A 22,193-nucleotide genomic window follows, 5' to 3' on the forward strand; every position below is an offset into this window, starting at 1 on the left:
GCTACCGGGGCATGCCCACCCCCCCACCTGCGAGGAGTCCTGTGGTGCTGCGCCGTCTGGTCCGGAGACCGATCAAGTCCCTCGGGGCCGCCCTGGCCCTGACCGTTGCGCTGGTGGCGGTTCCGGGGACCGCGACAGCGGCCCCCGGCGGCGCGGACGTCGTCCGCAGTGGCTGGAACGACTTCTCCTGCAAGCCCTCCGCCGCCCATCCGCGGCCCGTCGTCCTCGTGCACGGCACGCTGGAGAACGCGACCAGCAACTGGTGGTCCTTCGCCCCCTACTTGGTCGACCGGGGCTACTGCGTCTTCTCCTTCGACTACGGCAAGCTGCCCGGCATCCCCGCCTTCTACGGCCTCGGGCCGGTCGCGAAGTCGGCCGAGCAGCTCGCCGTCGACGTCGACAAGGTGCTGGCCGCCACCGGCGCCGACAAGGTCGACATCGTCGGCCACTCGCAGGGCGGGATGATCCCCCGTCAGTACATGAAGTTCAACGGCGGGGCGACGAAGGTGGGCGCCCTGGTGGGCATCGCCCCCAACAACCACGGCACGACCCTGTCCGGGATCGCCAAGCTGCTGGACGTCGTCCCCGGCGCCCGGGGCGTGATCGACGGCACCGCCCCCGGCCTGACCGACCAGGTCGTCGGCTCGGACTTCATGAAGCGCCTCAACGAGGGCGGCGACACCGTCCCCGGCGTCCGCTACACCGTCATCGCGACCCGCTACGACGAGGTCGTCACGCCCTGGCGCACGCAGTTCCTCTCCGGCCCGAACGTCCGCAACGTCGTGGTCCAGGACCTCTGCCCGGTCGACATCTCGATGCACCTGACCCTCGGCACGATCGACCGCGTCGCCTTCCACGAGGCCGCCAACGCCCTCGACCCGGCCAACGCCACTCCGGCGAACTGCGCGTCGATGGTGAGCTAGGACCTGTCCTGGCCAGGACCTGTCCCGCCGATCACGTGACTGCTCTGCCTCGGCTCGTGGACATGGGCATGGGGCGGGGCGTGTCCGTCCGCCTTCGGGCAGTGTCAGGCGTCGGGGTTCTTGCCTGCCGCCACCCTCTTGATCCGCTCGACCTGCATCTTGGCGAGACTCTCCAGTTCGGCGGTGTCGGTGACGTCGAGGGTGTGCACCCGGACGACGACGCCACCCACCCGCATGGTCACATCGGAGAAGTCGGTCGAGGACATTCTGTCGGCGACGGCATCGGACTCGTCCGCCCCCGCATCCACCTTCAGTACCTTCGCGTCCTTTCCGTCCTCCCGGTGGATGGAGTTCACGATGGCCTTCATCGCCACCTTTGCGTTCTCCGCGGTGTCGAACGCGTAGATGCCGAACTTGACCTGGAGAGTCTTCGCGCCCTGGTATCGGCTGCCCTTGGCCTTGCCTACGGCCAGCACACCGGCGCAGGCCGTACCAGCGGCTTCCCGGCACGTGGTGGCGGACTTGGCGCTGCTGAGCACGTCGGGTGCCATCATGAGCCACCCGCCGGAGGTGCCGGCCCGCGAGGGCAGCGCCTGCCCCACTTGCTGCCCACTGCTCAGGACGGGCCCGGACTGCTTTCCGCCGGGGAACGCACTCCCCGGGCCGCCGAGTCCGTCACCGCCGCCGTCGTCGCCCCCGCCTCCGCAAGCGGTCAATGTCGCCGCCAACGTTGTTCCTACGGCAGCCCCCCGCAGCCACTTGGACACACTCAGCTCCTCGCATCAGCCGGTCAATCCAACTGAGTGTCACGTGCGCGGACCGGGCTGTCGTTAGCTGTGACTCCACACCTGCTTGGTAATGCGTCCACCGGCAGCGCATTGTGGAGTTAGATACCTCCGGGCCGGAAGAGACCACGGAGGCGGACAGACCATGCTGTTGGACACAGAGTTCCGGACCGATGGGCTGTCCCCGGAGGAGCGGTTCGACTGCTGGCGCGAGCACCTCTCCCGGAGCTATGCGCCCGCCGACATCATCAGTGACCACAGGGCCGACTTCCCCGCCGTCCAGCGCATGCTGGCCCTCGGCCCCGTCCGTCTGTGGACGACGGAGCACCCGTCCATGACCCTGCACCGGACCCCGAAACTCATCCGCCGGTCCGACCCGGAGCTGTACCACCTGTCGCTGCCCCTGCGGGGGACCATGCGGGTCGTCCGGCCCGGCCACGAGGCTTTCTTCGGGGCGTACGACATCGCACTCAGGGACACCTCACGCCCCTACCGCATGGAGATCGCCAGTGATCGCCCCCACGGTCAGGTCCTCGGGACGGGCCTGCTGGTACCGAAGAAGCTGCTGCCGCTGCCCGAGGAGGGAATCAACCGGCTGAGCCGTCGGCGCATACCGGGCCAGGAGGGAATGGGGGCTCTCTTCTCGCAGCTCATCACCCGGCTCGCACTGGACCCCGGATCCTTCCGGCCGGACGACGGCCCCCGGCTGGGCACGGTCGTGGTGGACATGCTGTGTGCCGTACTCGCGAGCGCCCTGGAGGCGGAGGACTCCCTGTCGCCCGAGGCGCGTCGGCGGACCCTCGTTCTGCGGATCCAGCAGTTCATCCAGCAGCACCTGCACGACCCGCAGCTGAGCCCGCCCGTGATCGCCGCGGCCCACCACATCTCCACCAGTTATCTGCACCGGCTCTTCCAGGAGGAGGGCACCACGGTCGGCGCCCGCATCCGGCATGAGCGTCTGGAACACATCCGCCGCGACCTCGCGAACCCGAGTCTGCGCAGCAGCCCTCTCCATGCCATAGCCAACCGCTGGGGCTTTCCGCGCGCCGCCGACTTCAGCCGGGCCTTCCGCGCCGCGTACGGCATGCCGCCCAAGGACTACCGCCACCAGACGCTGAACGGTGACTGATGCGTCGCCGGCTCAGGGTCTCAGGAGCAGGGGCCCCGTGGCCCTTGCCGTGGGGCCGGCCCTGGGCGGTACGTCCAGCTGGCCCCTGCCGGGCCACCGCAGGGCCGCGTAGTCGCGGAAGCGGCGCACCCCGCAGGCCCCGCACGTCGCGACGCCGTGCCGTTGGTGCCGGCCCGCCGGGGGGCGGGCGCAGAGGCGCGGCTTCACGCGTGGGCCTCCCGTTGGTGGAGGCCCATCGCGGTCGTCCAGTACGCGGCACGTTCGCGGTCGCCCGTGCGGGAGGCGGCGTAGTACTCGCCCTTGATGCGCTGGCACTCCTCGCACCGCTTGCGCGTGCGTGCTTCGCTGACCTGTTCGGGGGTATGGGGCATGGAGGCAAACCTCTGTTGGACGGTCGCTCACTCACGCGAGCGATGTTCACTGCTTGCGCTTCCAGGGTTGCGCTCCGCACCTACGCTCAACAGGTCTGGAGCCACGCCAACGCGACTGGGGTGAACGGGAGATGGGCGAGCCGGCGAGTGGGCCGCGTACTTCGGCGCGGAGGTGCGCGTCTGGCGCACCGAGAAGGGGCTGAGTCAGCGAGCTGGGCGAGGTGGCGCAGTACGGGCAGCAGTACGTGGCCAAGGTGGAGGCGGGGGAGCGGCTGGCCAGCCCCGAGTTCGCGAAGGCGTGCGACGGGGTTTTCGGCACGCCGGGTACGTTCGCGCGGTTGCGGCAGCGCGTCGCGCAGCGGGGCTATCCCGAGTGGTTCGTGCCGTACGTCAGGCTGGAGGAGCGAGCCACAGTCGTTCTTGACTACAGCACGAATCTCATCATGGGCATGCTGCAGACGGCTGACTACGCTCACGCCGTATTCCGGGCGGCACATCCCCGCGACGATCTGGAAGTGACCGCTGAAAGGGTCGAGCGGCGCCTCAAGCGTCGGCACGTCATGGAGCGCGAGAGTCCCCCGCTCCTGTGGGTCGTTCTCGACGAGTCGTGCCTGCGGCGCATGGTCGGCAGCGAAGAGGTGATGTGCGAGCAACTGGCGCATCTGCTGGATGCGGGTCAGTCGCCTCACGTCACCCTGCAGGTGCTTCCGTTCGGTTCGAGGGCGCCGGCCTCTCATCTGGACTTCAACGTGATGAGCTTCGGCGGCGAGGAACCCGACGTCCTCTATGTGGAGGACCCGGTCTCCGGCCAGGTCATCGACTCACCGGGGACCGTGGCCGACGCGAACGCAACTTACGATCGGCTGCGCGCCGACGCGCTTTCGCCCAAAGCATCGCTCGTTCTGATTCGTAAGGTGATGGAGGAATGGAAAGCATGAACAGGCCCGATAGAGCCAGCGCGAAGTGGCGCAAGTCCAGCTACAGCGGCGGCAACGAAGGCCAATGCCTCGAAGTCGCCGACAACATACCCGGCATCGTCCCGGTCCGGGACAGCAAGAACCCCACCGGACCCGCCCTCGCCTTCACCCCCGCCGCCTGGGTGGCCTTCACCGCGGCCCTCCGGTAAATCGCTGGCGTCCGGCCGCGGCCCGGGAGACGCTGCGATCATGAACGACGCGCCCGCCCTCACTCCCGGCACCACCACGACCGTCTCCCTCCTCAAGGCAGGCCGCACCAAGGTCCGCTATCCGGCGGAGGTCCTGGCCGACGACGGCACGCACGTCGTCGTCAGGGCCCCCTGGGCCGGGGCCGCCGACAAGGACTTCGGGTTCGTGCGGTTCGAGGAAGGCGACGTCTTCACCGAGCACTACTGGCGCGACCGCTGGTACGCCGTCAAGGAGGTGCGGGGCGCCGACGGGAGGCTCAAGGGCTGGTACTGCGACGTCGCGCGGCCCGCCCGCGTCACAGTGGGCGGCATCGAGGCCGAGGACCTCGACCTCGACCTGTGGCTGTCCGGCGACCAGCGCACCGTGCTGCGGCTGGACGAGGACGAGTTCGCCGAGAGCGGGCTGGCCGGGCGGGAGCCGGAGACGGCGGACGCGGCGTGGCGGGCGCTCGACGAGCTGGAGGCACTGGCCCGGTCGGACGGCTTCGGCGACCTCCTCGCCCGGACATGACAGGGTGATCCCATGACCGGACCCGGCAAGCGCACCTCCGCCCTCGACCTCCTCCTGGCCGTCGTGGACCCCGGCACCTGGCGGTGCTGGGACGAGCCCGTCGCGCTGACCACGGACGACCCGGAGTACCGCGCCGATCTGCTCGCCGCCCGGGAGCTGACCGGCCTGGACGAATCGGTGATCACCGGTGAGGGGCGGGTGCGCGGACGGCGCGTGGCCCTGGTGGCCTGCGAGTTCCGCTTCCTCGCCGGGTCCATCGGCGTCGACGCGGGGGAGCGGCTGGTGCGGGCCGTGGAGCGGGCCACCGCCGAGCGGCTGCCGCTGCTGGCGGCCCCCGCCTCGGGCGGTACCCGGATGCAGGAGGGCACGATCGCCTTCCTGCAGATGGTGAAGGTCACGGGCGCCATCACCGATCACAAGGCGGCCGGGCTGCCCTACCTCGTCTATCTGCGGCACCCCACGACCGGTGGCGTGCTCGCCTCGTGGGGGTCCCTGGGTCACCTCACCGCCGCCGAACCGGGCGCCCTCATCGGTTTTCTGGGCCCGCGCGTCCACGAGGCGCTCTACGGCGAGGAATTCCCCCCGGGTGTCCAGGTCGCCGAGAACCTGCTGGCCAACGGGCTGGTGGACGCGGTGCTGCCGGCCGGGCGGCTGGCGGAGGTGGCGGGGCGGGCCCTGTCGGTGCTGTGCGCCGACGACGTACGGCCACCGGGGCCCGTACCGGCGGACGCGCCCGGGGTGCGCCCCGACGTGCCCTCCGCCGAGGAGTCCATTCGCCGCTCGCGCCGGCCCGACCGGCCCGGGGTACGGGAATTCCTGCGCGCCACCGCCACCCATCTCACGCTGCTCAGCGGCACGGGCGCGGGGGAGCGCGACCCGGGGCTCCTGCTCGCGCTCGCGCGCGTCGGCGGGACGCCGTGCGTGGTGCTCGGCCACGACCGCGGCAGCCACCCCGACCCGGCCGCCGGCCAGGCGCTCGGGCCCGCCGGGCTGCGGGCGGCCCGCCGCGGCATGCGCATCGCGGCCGAGCTGGACCTGCCGCTGCTCACCGTGGTGGACACCGCCGGCGCCGCGCTCTCGCGCGAGGCCGAGGAGGGCGGGCTCGCCGGGGAGATCGCCCGCTGCCTGGCCGACCTGGTGAACCTCTCCGCACCGACCCTGTGCCTGCTGCTGGGGCAGGGGGCCGGTGGTGCCGCCCTCGCACTGCTGCCGGCGGACCGGGTCGTGGCGGCGCGGCACGCGTGGCTGTCGCCGCTGCCGCCCGAAGGGGCGTCGGCGATCCTGCACCGGACGACGGACCGCGCCTACGAGGTGGCCGCGCGCCAGGGGGTGCGCTCCGCCGACCTCGTGGCGAACGGGATCGTGGACCGCATCGTGGAGGAAGGCGACGACGACTTCCTCTCGGCCCTCGGCCGTGTGACCGGAGCGGAGATGGCCGCTCTCAGGGCGCGTGACCGCAACGAGCGGCGTGCGGACCGACGTGCGCGCTACCGGCGCCTCGGCGGCACGGGTGACATCCCGTCATAGGCGAGGAGGGTCCCGACGCGCGTCCTGACGCACAATGGTCGGCATGGCCTTGCAGATGACCGTCGACCCGGACGCCACCGAACCCCCCTACGAGCAGATCCGCGCCCGCATCGCCGACCGGGCCCGCTCCGGCGAGCTCCCCGTCGGCTACAAACTGCCGACCGTGCGCGGCTTCGCGGAGGACCTGGGGGTGGCGGCGAACACGGTGGCCAAGGCATACCGTGCGCTGGAGACGGACGGGGTCATCGAGACCCGCGGCCGCAACGGAACGTTCATCGCGGCCCCGGGCGACACGGCCGCCCGCGAGGCGGCGGCCGCGGCGGCGGCGTACGCCCAGCGGGCCCACCGCCTGGGCCTGGACCGGCAGGCGGCACTGGCGGCGGCCCAGGACGCGCTGCGGGTGGCGTACGGGGACTGAAGGCCCCCGTACCGCCCGGCGCCTACAGGTACAACCCGGCGTCCGCCCCGCCCTGCTGGCCCGGCACCGACGTCGGGCCGGCCCCCCGCCGCAGGGCGAAGAGCTCCGCCAGCGTCGCTCCGTGCCGGCCCACCCCCTCCTCGCGGCCCAGCCACGCCACCGCCTCGGGCCGGGTCAGCGGGCCCACCTCGATGCGGGCCAGGCAGCGGCCCGGCCGCACCACCGCCGGGTGCAGGCGCTCCAGGTCCTCGTTGGTGGTGACGCCCACCAGGACGTTGCGGCCCTGGCCCAGCAGACCGTCCGTCAGATTCAGCAGGCGCGACAGGGCCTGGCCCGCCGCGTGCCGGGCCTCGCCGCGGATCAGCTCGTCGCAGTCCTCCAGGAGCAGCAGCCGCCAACGGCCGCCCTTCGCCGAGCCGTCGTCCTCACCGATCGCGATGTCCATCAGATAACCGACGTCGTTCAGCAGCCGCTCCGGGTCCAGCACGCAGTCCACCTGGCACCAGTCCCGCCACGACCGTGCCAGCGTCCGCAGCGCGGACGTCTTGCCGGTGCCCGGCGGGCCGTGCAGGAGCAGCAGCCGGCCGGCGATGTCGTCCGGGGTGACCTTCATCAGCCGGTCCATCGCATCGGCCACCGGCGCCGTGTAGTGGGCCCGGACCTCCTCCCAGGTGCCGGCGGAGATCTGCCGCGTCGTGCGGTGCGGACCGCGGCGCGGCGAGAGGTACCAGAAGCCCATGGTGACGTGCTCGGGCCGCGGCTCGGGGTCGTCCTCCGCGCCGTCCACCGCCTGCTCCAGCACCGTGCGGGCCAGCTCGTCGCTGACGGCCGTCACCGTCACGTCCGCGCTGCGGTTCCAGCGGGCCGCCAGCAGCGACCAGCCCTCGCCCTCGGCGAGGATCGCCCTGCGGTCGTCGTCCCGGGCCGAGCGCACCACCCGGGCCTCGGGCGGCAGCAGCGAGGCGCCGGAGCGGACGCGCTCCATCGAGTGGCCCCGGGCGTAGGGCTGTTCGCCGCGGGAGAAGGGTCCGAGGAAGAGGGCGTCGATGACATCGGCCGGGGCGTCGGCGTCCACGTTCAGCCGGATGAGCGGGGACGGCGGGCGGTCGTCACTCCTGTCGGCACACATGCCGCCCATGATCCGGCACGGATCGCCCCGGCGCACCCGGGTTTTCCCCGTTTCCGCCCCCGTTGGCCGAGAAGCCACCGCACACGCTTTCCGCCACGGATACCCTTTCCGTGATGGGACGTCATGGTGGAGGTCGGGCGTTGCTGCGGGCGACGTGGTGGCGGCGGTCGCGGCCGCCGCGGTGGCGGCTCGTGGCGCTGCTGACGGCCACGGCCCTCGCCCTCGCCGCGCTGGTCACCGCGTCCCTGCTGGCCCGGCAGCAGGGCGGCGACCCGGGCCGCCCGGGCGGAGCCGCCGCCCGCATAGGCTGGGGCTTCACCCACACCCAGTACAGCGCGGACCTCGGCCAGGACGCCGCCCGCCGCACCGCCGCCAAGACCCTCTCCGGCGAACCCCTGCCGCAGAACCAGCACATCATGGGCTGGGGCGCCGACAACCCCGAGCCGCGGCGCGGCCGTTACAACTTCACCGACCTGGACCGGCGCGTCGCGCTCATGCGCAGCACCGGCACCGCGCCCGTCCTCACGCTGTGCTGCGCCCCCGACTGGATGAAGGGCGGCGGCGAGCACACCGACTGGTCGCAGAAGTCACTGGAGACCGCCCCCGACCGCGCCCACTACAAGGACTTCGCCCGGCTCGCGGGCGTCATCGCCCAGCGCTATCCGGACGTGCGCCACTTCATCGTCTGGAACGAGTTCAAGGGCTTCTACGACGATTCGAGGAAGCGCTGGGACTACGAGGGGTACACCGAGCTCTACAACCTCGTCTACAAGGAGCTGAAGAAGCGGAACAGGCACGCCCTCGTCGGCGGGCCGTACGTCGTCATGGACAGCGAGGCCCCCGGCGACGACGCCAACGCCTCCCGGGTGAACGGACCCTGGGGGGCCGTGGACCAACGGGCCGTCGACGCCCTGGAGTACTGGGACGAGCACAAGGAAGGGGCCGACTTCGTCGTCGTCGACGGCGCCAGCTACACCCGCACGGGCAGCCGGCCCGTCCCCGACGAGTTCGCGGCCACCCGGAAGTTCGCCGACGTCACCACGTGGCTCGGCCGGACCACGGGACTGCCGGTGTGGTGGGCCGAGTGGTACGTCGAGCCCGCCGACGAGCACGACGGCCGCAAGACGTGGACCGAGCCCCACCGCGTCGCCGTGCAGGCCAGCGCCATGATGCACCTGGCGGGGGCGGGGGCGGCCGGTGCGTTCTACTGGAACCCCGAGGAACAGGGCGCCGACTGCCCCGGCTGCCTGTGGCGCAGCACCGAACTGCGCGACGGGGGAGGGGCGTTGCCCATGCTGGACCTGCTCGCGCGGTTCGCCAGAGCCTTCCCGCCGGGCACCGACTTCCGCACGGCCGACGTGCCGGACGAGGACCGCGCGCGCGTGCAGGTACTGGCCTCCGGCAGCACGGTCCTGGTCGTCAACACCCAGGACAGGGCGGTCGCGACCCGCGTCGACGGCCGTGCGGTCGAGCTCGCGGCCTACGAGGTCCGCTGGCTCTGAAGGCGTGCACACGGCCGGGGAATCACCCGTCCGGGGCGGGTCCGGGCTGTTGTTATCACCGCGGCACGCGGAAAGACTTCCCCCGGCGCCCACCGCGCCGGGAACGAAAGGGAAGCCGCTGTGCCCGAGAACGCGAGTCAGGCCCTGGTCATCGTCGACGCGGAGGAGAACTACTACGTCCTGCCCCGGGAGACCGTCGAGACGGCGAAGGCCGCGCCCGAGGCCAGAGACGCCATTGAGGCACACCTGCGGGAGAGCGTGCGGATCCCGCTCGCCGGCGGCTACAGCTTCGCCGGCCTGCTGCAGCTGCCCGCCGTGAGTGAGCTGGCCCACTACACCACCGAGCCCTCCTGGCCCGTCGCCACCACCTCCTGACCATGACCGCCGCCTCCGAAGCGCTGCTGCACCGGACCACCGTCACCCGCGCCGAACAGCACTCCTACGCCGCCCACGGGCACGTCCGCCTCCCCGGCCTGTGGGACCGTGCGCTCGCCGGCCGCATCGCCGCGGAGGGCCGGGCCCGGCACGCCGCGGCCGTGATCCCCCGGCGCGGGCCGCGCACCCCCGTCGTGGCCCGCCGCCTGCCCGCCCGGGGCACCCCCGCCGCCGGCGGCCCGCTGCTGGCCCGGATCCACCTGGAGCTGACCGGTGCGGCGCGGGCGCTCACGGGCCGGCTGCTGGTCCCCACCTTCGCCGCGTACGGCTACTACGAGGACGACGACGAGGTCTTCCTCCACATCGACACCGAGCAGTGCGGCCTGACGCTGCTGACCACCGCCTTCGGCGACGTCGGCCCGCTCCACGTCCACCCCGGGCTGACCGGCAGCACCATGGAGCGGCTCGGCGCCCTGGAGAGCGATCCCGCCTGGGACCGCCACGGCGGGACGCGCCTGACCTACCCGGACACGGGGGTCACCGCCCTGAACGGCCACGTCCTGCCGCACCACCGGCCCGGGCGCCGGGCGCCGGGCCTGCGCGCGGTCGCCGCCCTGTGCTACCGGCCGCTGTTCTGACGCGCCTGCGCTCCTGCTACGACATCGTCACCAGCCGCCACACCAGCGACCCCAGCACCACGGCCAGCAACGGCAGCGCGAACCAGAACGTCCCCTGCAACCACCGCAGCTGCCGCACCCCCGGCCGCGCCCCCACGCGCACCAGCTCCCGCGCCGTCAGCAGCACCAGCAGCAGGCCCGCCGCCAGCGCACCGACCACCGTCACTGGCGTCCACGTCACCCGCGGCCCGGCGGGGCCCGGCCGCGGCCCGGGCGCACTGCCGGCGGGTTTGTCCTTCAGCTCGTAGAGGACCGCGTCCTCGTTGCTGAGCACCCGGCGCAGCTCCGGCCGCCCGTCGAGGGAGCGCCGCAACCGCTGCTCCCAGTCGGGGGCGTAGCCCGCGCTGAGCTCCAGATAGACCGACTGCCCGCGGCCCACCATCAGATAGGCGTGGGGGCCGGCCTGCTGCAGGGCGCTCACCAGGCCGGGCACCTGAGCGGGGTCGCGCGGGGCGAGGGCCGGTTCGTACAGCACGCGCTCCATGTCGCGCGCCCCCCACGGGATGGCGGGGGTGACGTCGGTGGCGGTGTTGCCGCTCAGCCACAGCAGGCGGACGGTCGGCCGGTCGTGGCGGTAGACGTAGTCCATGGCCGCGACCTCGCCGGGGCGGACGCGCTCGAACGGCTCGTTGCCCCAGCGGGCCACCAGGAAGCCCAGCACGAGCACCAGGCCGGCCAGCAGTGCCGCCAGCGGCCCGCGCCAGACGCGGGCCTGCCGGGCCCCGGGGCGCGGGAAGAAGGCGAGCGCGGCCAGGGCGCAGGCGCCGGGCAGGGCGAAGAGGAAGACGCGCAGGGCCACTTCGCCGCCATAGGACTGCATGCCGAAGGCGAGGAACGGAACGCAGGCCAGGACCGGCAGGCAGACGTCGCCGAGCCCGGCGCGGCGCCGCCGCCACCAGCCCAGCGCGGCGCACGCCAGCACGCCGCCGGCGAGCGCGACGCGGACGTAGAGCACCATCTTGTGCGTGGCGCTGCCGCCCTCGATGCGGCCCGACACGGACGAGGAGAGATTGCCGCCCAGCGATCCCAGCCCGCCGAAGAGGTCGTCGAAGTGACCCGACCAGTACGGCTCCGCCAGGAAGCCCACCCACACCACGAGCAGCACCCCGCACAGCAGGGGCAGCCCGGTCGGCGACAGCCGCCGCACCAGCACCAGGGCGGTGACGACACCCAGCATGACGAAGGGCGTCAGCTGGTGGCTGGCGACCGAGGCGGTGAACAGGACGATTGCCAGCGCCAGCAGGACCACGCGCGTGCCGCGGCCGGCCGGCGCGACCTCCTGCTCGCCGGGCAGCAGCCGGCCGCGCAGCTGGCCCGGCCAGCGGAACCACACCAGCAGGACGGCCACGAACAGCAGGTAGAAGAGGTAGTTGAGGGACTGGGGGGAGAAGTAGTCCTGCCCGACCCAGCCGGACAGCGCGAACAGCCAGAGCGCCGTCCACGTCGCCCGCCAGCTCGCCCGGACCGCGCGCATCAGCAGCCACAGCGGTGCCAGGCAGAGCAGCTGGACGGCCAGCGGCCACCAGCGCAGCACCTCGGTGAGGTCCTGCACGCCGCAGGCGCGGGCGGCGAACGCGGCCAGGGCGAAGAAGCCGGGCCAGCTCCAGCGCGCGTCGAGGTCGGGGGCGGCCACCCCCGTGCGGTCGATGAAGTCCAGGAAGCCCAGGTGCTGCCAGGCCGTGGCGAAGCGCGGGCGGTCCTCCAGCAGCGCGGGCACCGCATGCAGCGACACCACCGTCACCAGCAGCACCGTCAGCAGCAGCCAGGGGCGCGGGCGGGGCAGCGACAGCGCACCCGCGAAGCACACCACGAGCAGCCCGGCGCCCAGCAGCGTCGCCACCGGCAGCACGGACACCAGCCCGAAGCCGCCCATGCCGTCCAGGTCCACCTCGCCCACGGCCGTCAGCGGCAGCCAGTACAGCGCCAGCGCTCCGGCCAGCAGCACCTGCACCAGCCGGGCCGCCGTCTGCGGCGTGCGCCACCGGCGCACGCGGCGCACGGGGGCGGCGACCGGCAGCGCCGCGGACAGAGGGGGCTCCTTCGCCTTCTTCCCGGCGGCCTTCTTCTCCGCCTGCTCCGCCCCTCTCTCCGGCACCTCGGGGCCGGGCCGCACGTCCGGACGGCGCTCCGGATGGTCGATGTCCAGCCGCACGCCCAGCGGGATCGTGTCGGGATCGAGGGCCGAGCGCAGCGCCCAGCGGGTGCCGAGCGAGCGGGTCTCATGCTCCTTCGCGCCGTCGTCCCGCCGGTCGCCGTGCACCGCCAGGTCCGCCAGGTCACCGTCGGGCGGCGTCTCGTCGGCGCCGGAGGCGGGCACCGGAGCCGCCGCCCTGAGCACCCCGCGCAGCTTCACCGCCGCGATGGCGGTGATCACCGTCAGGCTGCAGATCTCCGCGACGCCCGCGCCCGTCAGCCCCATCCGGGGCAGCAGCACCACCGTCAGCCCCAGTACCAGCAGACACAGCAACCCCTGCAGATAGGCCAGCCCGGCCGTCCGGCTCTGCGCCCGCAGCACCGCGAAGTAGACCTCCATGACGACCCGCAGCGCCGCCCCCACCGCGAACCAGCGCAGCAGCGGCGTCGCCGCCTCCGCGTACCCCCGGCCGAAGACCCGCAGGACGTAGGGGGCCAGGAGGAACAGCAGCACACAGACCGGCACCATGATCCTGGCCATCCGGCGCAGCGCGGCCCGGCAGTTCTCCGCCAGCCGCGCCGGGTCGTGCGAGCCCTCCACCGTCAGCGAGGCACCCATGTTGATCGCCAGCAGGTTGACCGTGCCGGCGATGGTGGAGGTGATGTAGAAGTAGGCGTTGTCGGCCGGGCTGACCTGGGCGGCGACGATCACCGGGACGAGATAGACCACGGCCAGGGAGAACAACGACCCGGTGTAGTCCCCGGCGAGAAAACGTCCCATCTCCCGGGGGGACGCCGGGCGCGCGCTGTCCCCGGTCGCCCGCACGTGTGCGGGCACCAGCCGCCGGAACACCAGCCAGCCCAGCGGCACCACCGACACCGCGATGGACACCACCCAGGACACGAACACCCCGGACACCGGCAGCGTCACCGCCAGCCCCACCAGCAGCGCCAGCTTCACCGCCGAGAAGACCGTGTTGCCCACCGGCACCCAGAACGCACTGCGCAGCCCCGTCAGCACCCCGTCCTGCAGGGTCAGCAGCGACCAGGCCACCACCGCCGCGACGAACCCGAGCCCCGGCAGCCACCCGTGCAGGAAGCGGTAGGAGGGACCCCAGAGGTCCAGCGTGGCCAGGAACACCGCCGCCGCGACGGCGACCAGCACCGAACTCCCCGCGTACGTCCGCAGCACCAGGGCGCCCGTCGTCCGCCCCGCCACCGGGATGAAACGGGCCAGCGCCCCCGTCAGCGTCACCGCCGTCAGCCCCGCCAGCAGCTTCATCGCGGCGATGGCCGCCGAGCCCTGACCCACCGACTCCTCGGTGTAGTAACGGGCGGCGACCAGCCAGAACCCCACCCCCAGGACGGCGCTGATGCCCGTGTTGAGCATCAGCGCGAAGGCGTTGCGGAACAGCGGGCTGCCGACGCCGCGCCCGGGCAGCCGCAGCCGGCGGGACGCCGGCTCCTCGGCTCTGCCCTCGGTGCGTTCCTCGATCGGCGCGGACGTGTCAGGCACAGGCTTCGGTCGCTTTCCTGATGGCGCTGCGGCTGCGGCGGACGACGGCGTACCCCTTGGTCAGAACCCGGTCCCCGGCGAAGAGCCGGCCGAGGCCCCGGCCCTCCACCAGCCGTTCGAACTCGGCGATCCCCGTGGTACGGCGCACGGTCACCCGCTCCAGGGCGTACGGGCCCTGGCGACGCGTGGCCAGCGCGTTGCCCACGGCGAGCGAGACACCGAACCCGGCCGCGCGCACCGTACCGCGCACCCGGCGACTGGAGTAGCCGTAGGGATAGGCGAACGACACGGGTGGGTGACCCAGTTCGGCCGTCAGAAGGTCACGGCAGTGCCGCACCTCGAACGACAGTCGCTCGTCGGTCAGCTGATCGAGCTGCGGGTGCGTGTGGCTGTGCCCGCCGATCTCCATTCCCGCCGCGGCCAGCTCCCGGAGCTGGTCCCAGCTGAGCATGAGGTCGAGCGCGCCCCCGGTCTCGTGCGCGCCGCGCAGCCAGCCCGTGGACGCGAACAGCGTCGCCGCGAAGCCGTGCCCGGCCAGGGCCGGCAGGGCGTAGCGGTGCACGCCCTCGTAGCCGTCGTCGAACGTGATCAGCACCGGCTTGGGGGGCAGCCGCCCGCCCCCGCGCCAGGCGGCGGCCAGCCGGCCGGCCGTCACCGGGGTGTGGCCGAAGTCGGCCAGCAGCCGCATCTGTTCGGCGAACGCCTCCGGCGAGACCGACAGCCCGTACGCCGCCCGGGCGGGCGAGTGCGCCACCGCGTGGTACATCAGGATCGGCACCGGGCCCGCGCTCATGCCCCGGCCCCCTGGGGCAGCGGCGGCGCGTCGGCCGGCTCGGGCACCGGCACCGCGAAGCGGCCGCCGCCCCGGCGCGCCCGCAGGCTGCCCAGGGCGTAGCCCCCGGCCGCCGCGGCCACGCCCGCCACGATCGCCCCCGCCCGCCCCGCGCCCCCGGCCCGGCCCAGCAGCGCGTCGCGCACCCCGCGCGCGACACCGGCCGGCAGGACGCGCGTGGTGTAGCGGCGCTCGCTCTCCAGCCCCTCCCGGGCCCCCACGCTGCGCGCCACCAGGGCCTTGGAGAGCCCCTCGGCGTACGCCCGGGTGCGGAAGTAGCGGAACCGCTCGCGGCCCGCCGGCACCCGGTGGTGGATGACCGAACGGTCGTCGATCAGCAGGACGGCGTCCGGCACGGCCCGGGTCAGCCGGATGCACAGCTCCGTCTCCTCGCCCCCCAGGGGCAGCCGGTGGCCGTCGCGCCCGATGCCGCTCGCGAAGCCCCCCACGGCCTCCAGGGCGGATCTGCGGAACGAGGCGTTCCCGCCGAGGACGTTGCGCACCGCCACCTTCCCCGGCGGCAGTCCCCGGTACGTACAGCCCACGATCCAGTCGAATTCCTCCGGGAACCACGCCGGCCGGCGCCGCGAGGCCCACACGGGCTGGGTGCGCCCGCCCACCGCCATCACCCGCGGGTCGGCGTACCCCTCGGCGAAGTGCAGCAGCCAGTCCCGCTCGGCCACCGCGTCGTCGTCGAGGAACGCGACCACGTCCCCCGAGGAGGCCGTGATGCCGGTGTTGCGGCCGGCCGACAGGCCCCGCGGCCCGGCGTTGGCCAGCACCCTGACCCGGTGCGGGTCCGCGCCGGCGCCGTCGTCGCCGTAGGTCTTGGCGAGCCGGCGCAGCAGGACGGGGTTGTGGTCGACGACGAGCAGCGTCTCCAGGGCGGGGTACGACTGGTCGCGCACCGAGGCCACCGCGGCGAGGATGTCGCCCCAGCGGTCCTCGGTGTAGACACAGACGACCACCGAGACGCTCGGTGTTCCGGTCCGTCCGGTCGGTGCAGCGCTCAAGAGACTTCCCCGCGGCTCGCGGTGGGCGCGACGGCGAGGGGATGCCGCCGGCGGCGGGAGCTGCGGCGGGTGCCGCGCTCATGGAGGATCACCTTCAGCACACGCAGTCCGTCGCGCACGGCCCGCAGATTGCTCGCGCCGTGGATGCGGACGAACTCATGGCTGGGAATCTCCTGGACCCGCAGCCCGGCCTTCACCACTCTGATGTTCATCAGGGTCTCGACCTCGAAGCCGGCGCAGTCCAGGGCTATCTCGTCCAGGCAGTACTTCCAGAACGCGTTGTACCCGTAGCACAGGTCGGTGTAGCGGGCGCCGAACTTGTGATTGACCATGGAGGTCAGGACGCGGTTCCCCAGCTTGCGGATGAACGTCATGTCGTCCGTGCCGCCACCGTTGGCGAAGCGGGAGCCCTTGGCGAAGTCCGCACCGCCCACCAGCGCGGACACATAGCTGACGATCTCGCCGCCGTCGGCGGAGCCGTCCGCGTCGACCATCACGATGATGTCGCCCGTGCAGGCGGCGAAGCCGGTGATCAGGGCGTCGCCCTTGCCCTTGCCGAGCTGCTCGACGACCTTGACGTCGGGCCGCAGGTCGCGGGCGACGCGCACGGTGTCGTCGGTGGAACTGCCGTCGACCAGGACCACTTCGTGGATCCAGTCCGGCAGGGTCTTGAAGACGTACGGGAGGTTCTCCGCCTCGTTCATGGCGGGAATGACGACGCTGACCGGTGGCGCTATCGCGAAGTGCGAGGTCACCGGCCGGTAGCGGCCTGATGTCTCCGGATCCTCTTCTCCGGCCGCCGGCCGCAGGAAGGCACTCATGAGTCTTCGTTCCCTCTCGTCCGGTGGACCGCCTGCCCCAGCGGTCCGATCGTCTGTCCGGTTCGAAAAGGGGGTACTCGCCTTGCCCGGTGGCGAAGGACGCCCGTACGGACAGGGTGAGTTGGCAAGTAACGCCGGTCGCGCGGCACGCGACTCGGCACTGCTGACTGGCCGAGCGCGGCACCCCCTGCCGCGCCCCGCGCCGGACACCATCGCGACGCTTGTGAAGCCCTCCCCGGAGCCGCTCAGACATGATGGGCCGATGCGGGTAGATGTACGACGGTATTGAAGCTTGAGACCGTATGGCAAGAGGTGGGTCGGAGACTCCTCCTTTGGTGTTTTTTGCGCCTATGCAACCATCCGCACCGGCTCACCTCTTGACGTCGGCCGCGGTCATGGGCGGGTCCCCGTCAGCCGCCCGCGCGCAGCCGCCCCACCCGTTTCAGCAGCCGGTCGGCCGGTTCGAACAGCTCCGGCCGCGCCAGCACCGTGTTGCGCAGCGCCCGCAGCGGCGCCCGCCGCGCCCGGTACCCCAGCGCCACCGGGTGCTGCCGGGTCACCCAGCCCTCCGCGACGCTGAGCTCCCGGGTCTTGAGGGAGTCCTTGTACGCCTTCACTCCCCGCCCCAGGTCCAGGTAGGCCATCCCGTCGGCGGCCGCCCCCGCGGCCATCCGCAGGTGCAGCACCAGGCCGGGGGAGTACTTCGCGAACTCCGGGTCGTACGCGGGGAACCAGCACGCCAGCACCGTGCCGGAACGGAGCCCGAAGTGCGCCGCCACCGGCCGGCCGGCGGCGTAGAGCACCGACAGCAGTCCGGAGAAGGACTCCGTGCGCGTGTGGAACAGCTGCTCGACGAGATGGGATATCCAGGGGCGTGCGAAGCGGTCCGCGCGCCCTGTTCTTCGGTACTGCGCCGATTTCCAGCCGGTCAGGACGCGCAACGCGTCCGGATCGCGCTCGTCGTGCACGTACCGCACCTCGCCGACGTCCCGGCCGAGCCGGCGCTCCTTGGCGAGCGTGGTGCGGGTGAACTTGGGCGACTGCTTGCGCAGCGCCGCGAGGTAGTGGTCGTAGCCCTGGTCGACGTCGATGACGGGCGAGGCGTACGAGCCGGAGGCCGCCACCTCGAAGGGCTTCTGCCCCTCCACCAGGTGGTCGAACTCCCACAGGGACAGCCCGCAGGCGTGCAGCAGCTCGCGGGCGTCCCACTGGAAGCCGGGCCGGTGCACCAGGCCCTGCGCGTCCGAGACCCCCAGCCCGATCGCCCGCCCCACGCCCAGGGCGGAACGCTGGAACGGGAAGAAGGCCACCGGCTCGCCGTCCTCGCGCACGACCGCGATCCGCGCCCCGCGCCGGCAGCGGCCGACGGCGAGGGCGAACTCCGGGGCGAGGAAAGGATTCGCGAGCTGCGGCGAGCCGTCCTCCACCGCCCTGGCCTGCAGGGCCGACCACACCGCCCGGTCGGCCGCGGTGAGCTCGCCGGGTCGGTACACGCTGATGTCCACCTCAGGAAGCCCGACTTCTCGCGGCGCGGCTCCGATGGCGCCGCGCGTGTGCCATCAGGAACGAAAGGAGCAGCAGCACGGCGCTGACGGCCGCGACGGCGGCGACACCGCCCCGCACCGTCCAGGCGTGCAGGGCGAGCATGATCTGGGCGACGAGCAGGTCCACCGCGACGGCCCCGCCGGTGGCCACCACCGCCCGGCTGAGCGGATCGAGGCCGCGCAGGCCGGCCGCCAGGGCGCACGCGGGCGCCACGATCAGGAAGAACAGCGTGAACGGCGCGCGCAGTGGTGAGGTGACGTCGGCGAGAGCCAGCGCGCCGCCCACCCCCGCGATGGCCGCCGCAGCACCCGCCGCCAGCGGGAGCGAGTCCCCTGCGGTCGTGCCGCGTCCGGCGCGGCCGTCATCCTCGCTCCCCTCGCCCGGTTCTTTCGCGTCATCGAGCCCGGTGAGATCTGTAAAGCTCTGCATTGGCGACTTTGCCCCCCGAAGCGCCGGATGCCGGGCTTCAATGTCGCGCAGTCGGCGGGGCCCGTCAAGATGTGAAGGCCATGCGAACAGGCCCCCCTCGGCGACTCCCGCACAACCGGAGTCAGTCCGTCGGATGAACGGTCGGTGACGCCTCCCGACTGTCGGACATATGGTCAACTGCTCGTCAACTGGCCGCCCTGACAGGGTGGTTGTCAGCTTGTTGTCAGTTTTGGCATGGACACTTCCGGTGACACAGGGTCGCTGCTACCACGGAGGTAGTTGAAAACCCTGCTAAAGGAGGTTCCATGAAACTGTCCCGTTGCGCGGGTGCTTTCTCCGCGCTGGTCCTCACGGCCGCCCTCGCCCTCACCGGAGCCGGTACCGCCCACGCGGACGACGGCGGCGCAACTCCCGCCTACGTCGCCCTCGGTGACTCCTACACCGCCGGCGTCGGGGCCGGCAGCTACGACTCCTCCAGCGGCAGCTGCAAACGCAGCACCAAGGCGTTCCCCGCCCTCTGGGCCGCCGAGCACGCCCCCGCGAGCTTCGCCTTCACCGCCTGTTCGGGCGCCCGGACGGGTGATGTCCTCAGCGGCCAGCTCGGCCCCCTCAACGCCTCCACCGGGCTCGTCAGCATCAGCATCGGCGGCAACGACGCCGGATTCGCCGACACCATGTCGACCTGCGTGCTCAACTCCGACAGCACGTGCCTGGACCGCATCGCCAGAGCCCGCGCCTTCATCCAGGACGAACTGCCCGCCAAGCTCGACGGCGTCTACTCCGCCATCAGCTCCAGAGCCCCCCACGCCCAGGTCGTCGTCATGGGCTACCCGCGCTTCTACCGGACCGGCGGCGTCTGTGTCGGTCTGAGCGACACCAAGAGGAAGGCCATCAACGCCGCCGCCGACCACATCAACTCCGTCATCGCCAAGCGCGCCGCCGACCACGGCTTCGACTTCGGCGACGTCAACACCACCTTCGGCGGCCACGAGATCTGTTCCGGCAGCTCCTGGCTCAACAGCGTGACGTTCCCCGTCGACGAGTCCTACCACCCGACCGCCACCGGCCAGTCGCGCGGCTACCTGCCCGTCTTCTCGTCAGTGGCCTGAGCCGTACGCCCCACCGGAGTAACCGCCCGGGCCCGTCGCCGACGCCCCCGACGGGCCCGGCGTCAAACGCCCGGGCGAGGACGGGGCCGGGGACGGCCGGGGCGAGGACGGCGTGCCCGCCGGGGGCGCCGTGCAGGACACCGTGAACGGAATGCGACGGGACGTCAGCTGCCGCGGGCTCCTGACCTCCAGCGCCATCCAGTCCTGGTCCGGGTCGCTCGGGCGGTGGCTCACCTCGGTGTGCTTGAGCACCACGCTCCGCTCGCCCTCCCCGATCCGGACGGTCTTCCAGCCGCCGTCCGTCACGCTCCCGCTGCCCGTCACCCAGCGGTAGCCGACGTCCACCGGGGTCCGGTCGACGGCGACGGCCGCCTGGAAGACGGGCGCGGAGCCCACCGGGGCCGGGCAGGGCCCGGAATAGCGGTCGCGCAGCGCGGCGATCGTCACGGTCACCACGGCCCGGCCGGACCCCGCCGAGGAGGAGGGGGCCGACGTCCCGGCGCCGTCCTGCGGGGCCGCGTCCTTGCCGCCGCCCGTCGAGGCGCCGCCCGCCGACGAGCCGCCGCCCGAGCCGCCCCCGCCGGTCAGCGCCCACACCAGCCCGGCCGCGGCGAGCCCCGTGACCAGCGCGCCGACCGCGAGCGCCCACCTGCCCCGCCGCCCGGGCCCCGGCGTGCCGGGGACGGGCGCGCCCGGCCCGGGCTCCGGTGCGCGCCCCTGCGGCGCGCCCGCCGGACCGCCCGCACCCCGGCCGTCCCGTGCCGGCTGCCCGGACCCGGGTGCGGGATGCGCCGCGACCGTCGGGGCGTGGCCGCCGCCCGGCGGTGCCACGGGCCGGCCGCCCCCGGCGGCCACCGTCCGCAGGAACTGCTCGGCCTCGTCCACCCCGATCCGCTGCGCGGGATCCTTGCGCAGCAGCCCGTCGAGCACGGGCGCCAGCGCGCCCGCCCGCCGCGGCGGCGGCAGCTCCGCGTCGACCACGGCCCGCAGCGTGCTCAGCGGCGTGTCCTGACGGAACGGCGAGGCACCCTCCACCGCGGCGTAGAGCATCACGCCGAGCGACCACAGGTCCGACTCGGGCCCCGGCGGGTGCCCGAGGGCGCGCTCGGGCGCCAGGTACTCGGGCGAGCCCACCAGCTGGCCGGTCGCCGTCAGCGCCGACGTGCCCTCGATCATCGCGATGCCGAAGTCGGAGAGGACGACACGCCCGTCGTTGGCGATGAGGACGTTTCCCGGTTTCACGTCGCGGTGCAGCACGCCCACGGCGTGCGCCCCCCGGAGCGCGGCCAGCACTTCCGCGCCGATGTGCGCCGCCCGCGCCGGCTCCAGGGGGCCCTCCGCTTCCAGCAGGTCGGCCAGCGACATGCCGCGCACCAGTTCCATGACGATCCACGGCCGGCCCTCGTCACCGGCCACGTCGTGCACGGTGACGACGTTGCGGTGGGAGATGCGCGCCGCCGCGCGCCCCTCGCGCTCCAGCCGGGCGTAGAGATGGCGCACGTCACGATCCGGCAGGCCGGCGGGGGCGCGCACCTCTTTGACCGCCACTTCCCGGCCCAGGACCTCGTCCCGCGCCCGCCATACCACGCCCATGCCGCCGCGCCCCAGCTCGCCCAGCAGCCGGTAGCGGCCCGCCAGCACTCGTCCGGCGCCGGAAGCCGTGTCCATGCCGTGTCCCTCCCCCGAGAGCAATTCGGGGTGAATGTACCGCAACGTAGCGTGATTGCCCCTACCCTCGTGCCGTATTGTCCTGGTCAACTCGCGCACAGTGACGTCAGGTTCACGCCAGGCACGTCAACCCCCTTGACGGGGTGGTGAATCGGCCCCGCCGATGCGCGGGTGACGCGATGGGGCGATAGGGTTACCCTGCCTGGGCCGGGTGCCTCGTACGGGTGGGGAGTGTCATGGATCAGATAACAATGCGCAGCAGGCCGCGTGTGCCTGCCATTACTTACGGGAGCGGTGCGTCGAGCGCGCGCCTCGACCGTCACCTCGCGGTGCTCGGCGGGCCCGCCCTGCCGCAGCGCGAGGTCGAGGGTGCGACCGTGCTGATGCGTGAGCTGACCTCGCGCGAGCACGCCCGGGCCGGCAAGGGCGCGAGCCGGAGCCGGACCGCCCGGGTCTCCCTGTTCGCCCCGCTGCGGCGGCTGCGCCGTTCGCTCTTCGGCAGCCACAGCGGCGGCAACCACGCCTGACCCGGCCCCGGCCCGCACGGCCTGCCCTTTTCCCCGGGGCCGGCCATCCGGCACACCCACGGCACCCCCGGCCGGGGCGTACACCCCG

General features: G+C 73.0%; 23 protein-coding genes. 12 read left to right on the top strand and 11 right to left on the bottom strand.

The window, feature by feature from the left end; genetic code table 11:
- Window positions 1-11: 11 nt before the first annotated feature.
- Window positions 12-923, top strand: a complete 912-nt coding sequence (locus IE182_RS07190) for an esterase/lipase family protein (protein ID WP_190108824.1) — start codon at window positions 12-14, stop codon at window positions 921-923.
- Window positions 924-1,027: 104 nt separating this feature from the next.
- On the opposite strand, the gene IE182_RS07195 is transcribed toward IE182_RS07190, so the two are convergent.
- Window positions 1,028-1,477, bottom strand: a complete 450-nt coding sequence (locus IE182_RS07195) for a hypothetical protein (RefSeq protein WP_190108825.1) — start codon at window positions 1,475-1,477, stop codon at window positions 1,028-1,030.
- Window positions 1,478-1,853: 376 nt separating this feature from the next.
- Here IE182_RS07195 and IE182_RS07200 point away from each other — a divergent pair, with 376 nt between their 5' ends.
- A complete protein-coding gene (locus IE182_RS07200) occupies window positions 1,854-2,837 on the top strand; it encodes an AraC-like ligand-binding domain-containing protein (protein ID WP_190108826.1) in 984 nt (327 codons plus the stop codon).
- 12 nt (window positions 2,838-2,849) lie between these two features.
- On the opposite strand, the gene IE182_RS32720 is transcribed toward IE182_RS07200, so the two are convergent.
- Window positions 2,850-3,044 carry a DUF6255 family natural product biosynthesis protein gene (locus tag IE182_RS32720; protein WP_373303514.1) on the bottom strand — a complete coding sequence of 65 codons (195 nt, stop codon included), beginning with the start codon at window positions 3,042-3,044 and terminating at the stop codon, window positions 2,850-2,852.
- The gene (locus IE182_RS07205; RefSeq protein ID WP_190108827.1) at window positions 3,041-3,208 is read right to left on the bottom strand and encodes a hypothetical protein; all 168 of its coding nucleotides are present in this window, start codon (window positions 3,206-3,208) and stop codon (window positions 3,041-3,043) included. The genes IE182_RS32720 and IE182_RS07205 overlap by 4 nt, the downstream gene beginning before the upstream one ends.
- A 221-nt stretch (window positions 3,209-3,429) precedes the next feature.
- Here IE182_RS07205 and IE182_RS07210 point away from each other — a divergent pair, with 221 nt between their 5' ends.
- Genes IE182_RS07210 through IE182_RS07230 form a run of 5 tightly spaced genes read left to right on the top strand, consistent with a single transcriptional unit; the run spans window position 3,430 to window position 6,829 of the window.
- Window positions 3,430-4,146, top strand: coding sequence for a DUF5753 domain-containing protein (locus IE182_RS07210; protein WP_308432083.1), 717 nt, complete (start codon window positions 3,430-3,432; stop codon window positions 4,144-4,146).
- Window positions 4,143-4,334, top strand: coding sequence for a DUF397 domain-containing protein (locus IE182_RS07215; protein ID WP_190108828.1), 192 nt, complete (start codon window positions 4,143-4,145; stop codon window positions 4,332-4,334). Before IE182_RS07210 ends, IE182_RS07215 begins: the two co-directional genes overlap by 4 nt.
- Window positions 4,335-4,374: 40 nt before the next feature.
- Window positions 4,375-4,884, top strand: a complete 510-nt coding sequence (locus tag IE182_RS07220) for a ribonuclease FAU-1 family protein (RefSeq protein WP_190108829.1) — start codon at window positions 4,375-4,377, stop codon at window positions 4,882-4,884.
- A 12-nt stretch (window positions 4,885-4,896) separates the two neighbouring features.
- Entirely contained in the window at window positions 4,897-6,411 is a 1,515-nt protein-coding gene (locus IE182_RS07225) for a carboxyl transferase domain-containing protein (protein ID WP_190108830.1), read from the top strand.
- Window positions 6,412-6,454: 43 nt separating this feature from the next.
- Window positions 6,455-6,829 carry a GntR family transcriptional regulator gene (locus tag IE182_RS07230; protein ID WP_190108831.1) on the top strand — a complete coding sequence of 125 codons (375 nt, stop codon included), beginning with the start codon at window positions 6,455-6,457 and terminating at the stop codon, window positions 6,827-6,829.
- Window positions 6,830-6,851: 22 nt separating this feature from the next.
- Here IE182_RS07230 and IE182_RS07235 read toward each other — a convergent pair whose 3' ends face one another.
- Window positions 6,852-7,958, bottom strand: a complete 1,107-nt coding sequence (locus tag IE182_RS07235) for a DUF5925 domain-containing protein (protein WP_308432085.1) — start codon at window positions 7,956-7,958, stop codon at window positions 6,852-6,854.
- Window positions 7,959-8,071: 113 nt separating this feature from the next.
- On the opposite strand from IE182_RS07235, the gene IE182_RS07240 reads away from it, so the two are divergent.
- From IE182_RS07240 to IE182_RS07250, 3 genes are all read left to right on the top strand, one after another.
- A complete protein-coding gene (locus IE182_RS07240) occupies window positions 8,072-9,460 on the top strand; it encodes a glycoside hydrolase family protein (RefSeq protein ID WP_229844653.1) in 1,389 nt (462 codons plus the stop codon).
- Between the two features lie 120 nt (window positions 9,461-9,580).
- The gene (locus IE182_RS07245) at window positions 9,581-9,835 is read left to right on the top strand and encodes a hypothetical protein (protein ID WP_190108833.1); all 255 of its coding nucleotides are present in this window, start codon (window positions 9,581-9,583) and stop codon (window positions 9,833-9,835) included.
- 2 nt (window positions 9,836-9,837) lie between these two features.
- Window positions 9,838-10,473: a hypothetical protein gene (locus tag IE182_RS07250; protein WP_190108834.1), complete on the top strand. Its 636-nt coding sequence runs from the start codon at window positions 9,838-9,840 to the stop codon at window positions 10,471-10,473.
- Between the two features lie 16 nt (window positions 10,474-10,489).
- Here IE182_RS07250 and IE182_RS07255 read toward each other — a convergent pair whose 3' ends face one another.
- The 6 genes from IE182_RS07255 to IE182_RS07280 form a co-directional block, all read right to left on the bottom strand.
- On the bottom strand, window positions 10,490-14,161 hold the full coding sequence (locus IE182_RS07255) for a polysaccharide biosynthesis protein (RefSeq protein WP_190108835.1): 3,672 nt from the start codon (window positions 14,159-14,161) through the stop codon (window positions 10,490-10,492).
- The gene (locus IE182_RS07260) at window positions 14,154-14,954 is read right to left on the bottom strand and encodes a polysaccharide deacetylase family protein (protein WP_190108836.1); all 801 of its coding nucleotides are present in this window, start codon (window positions 14,952-14,954) and stop codon (window positions 14,154-14,156) included. Before IE182_RS07260 ends, IE182_RS07255 begins: the two co-directional genes overlap by 8 nt.
- Complete coding sequence (locus IE182_RS07265; protein ID WP_190108837.1) at window positions 14,951-16,006, bottom strand: glycosyltransferase family 2 protein; 1,056 nt, start codon at window positions 16,004-16,006, stop codon at window positions 14,951-14,953. Before IE182_RS07265 ends, IE182_RS07260 begins: the two co-directional genes overlap by 4 nt.
- Window positions 16,003-16,827, bottom strand: a complete 825-nt coding sequence (locus IE182_RS07270) for a glycosyltransferase family 2 protein (protein WP_190108838.1) — start codon at window positions 16,825-16,827, stop codon at window positions 16,003-16,005. Before IE182_RS07270 ends, IE182_RS07265 begins: the two co-directional genes overlap by 4 nt.
- Window positions 16,828-17,237: 410 nt before the next feature.
- Window positions 17,238-18,332: a GNAT family N-acetyltransferase gene (locus IE182_RS07275; protein ID WP_190108839.1), complete on the bottom strand. Its 1,095-nt coding sequence runs from the start codon at window positions 18,330-18,332 to the stop codon at window positions 17,238-17,240.
- Between the two features lies 1 nt (window position 18,333).
- Complete coding sequence (locus tag IE182_RS07280; protein ID WP_190108840.1) at window positions 18,334-18,801, bottom strand: hypothetical protein; 468 nt, start codon at window positions 18,799-18,801, stop codon at window positions 18,334-18,336.
- Window positions 18,802-19,106: 305 nt separating this feature from the next.
- On the opposite strand from IE182_RS07280, the gene IE182_RS07285 reads away from it, so the two are divergent.
- A complete protein-coding gene (locus tag IE182_RS07285; RefSeq protein ID WP_190108841.1) occupies window positions 19,107-19,910 on the top strand; it encodes an SGNH/GDSL hydrolase family protein in 804 nt (267 codons plus the stop codon).
- Here IE182_RS07285 and IE182_RS07290 read toward each other — a convergent pair.
- Entirely contained in the window at window positions 19,899-21,578 is a 1,680-nt protein-coding gene (locus IE182_RS07290; RefSeq protein ID WP_190108842.1) for a serine/threonine-protein kinase, read from the bottom strand. The two genes, IE182_RS07285 and IE182_RS07290, sit on opposite strands and share 12 nt — an antisense overlap.
- Window positions 21,579-21,814: 236 nt before the next feature.
- Here IE182_RS07290 and IE182_RS07295 point away from each other — a divergent pair, with 236 nt between their 5' ends.
- A complete protein-coding gene (locus tag IE182_RS07295; RefSeq protein WP_190108843.1) occupies window positions 21,815-22,105 on the top strand; it encodes a hypothetical protein in 291 nt (96 codons plus the stop codon).
- Window positions 22,106-22,193 lie beyond the last annotated feature (88 nt).

This window comes from Streptomyces cinnamoneus (assembly GCF_014650495.1).
Taxonomy (GTDB): Bacteria; Actinomycetota; Actinomycetes; order Streptomycetales; family Streptomycetaceae; genus Streptomyces; species Streptomyces cinnamoneus.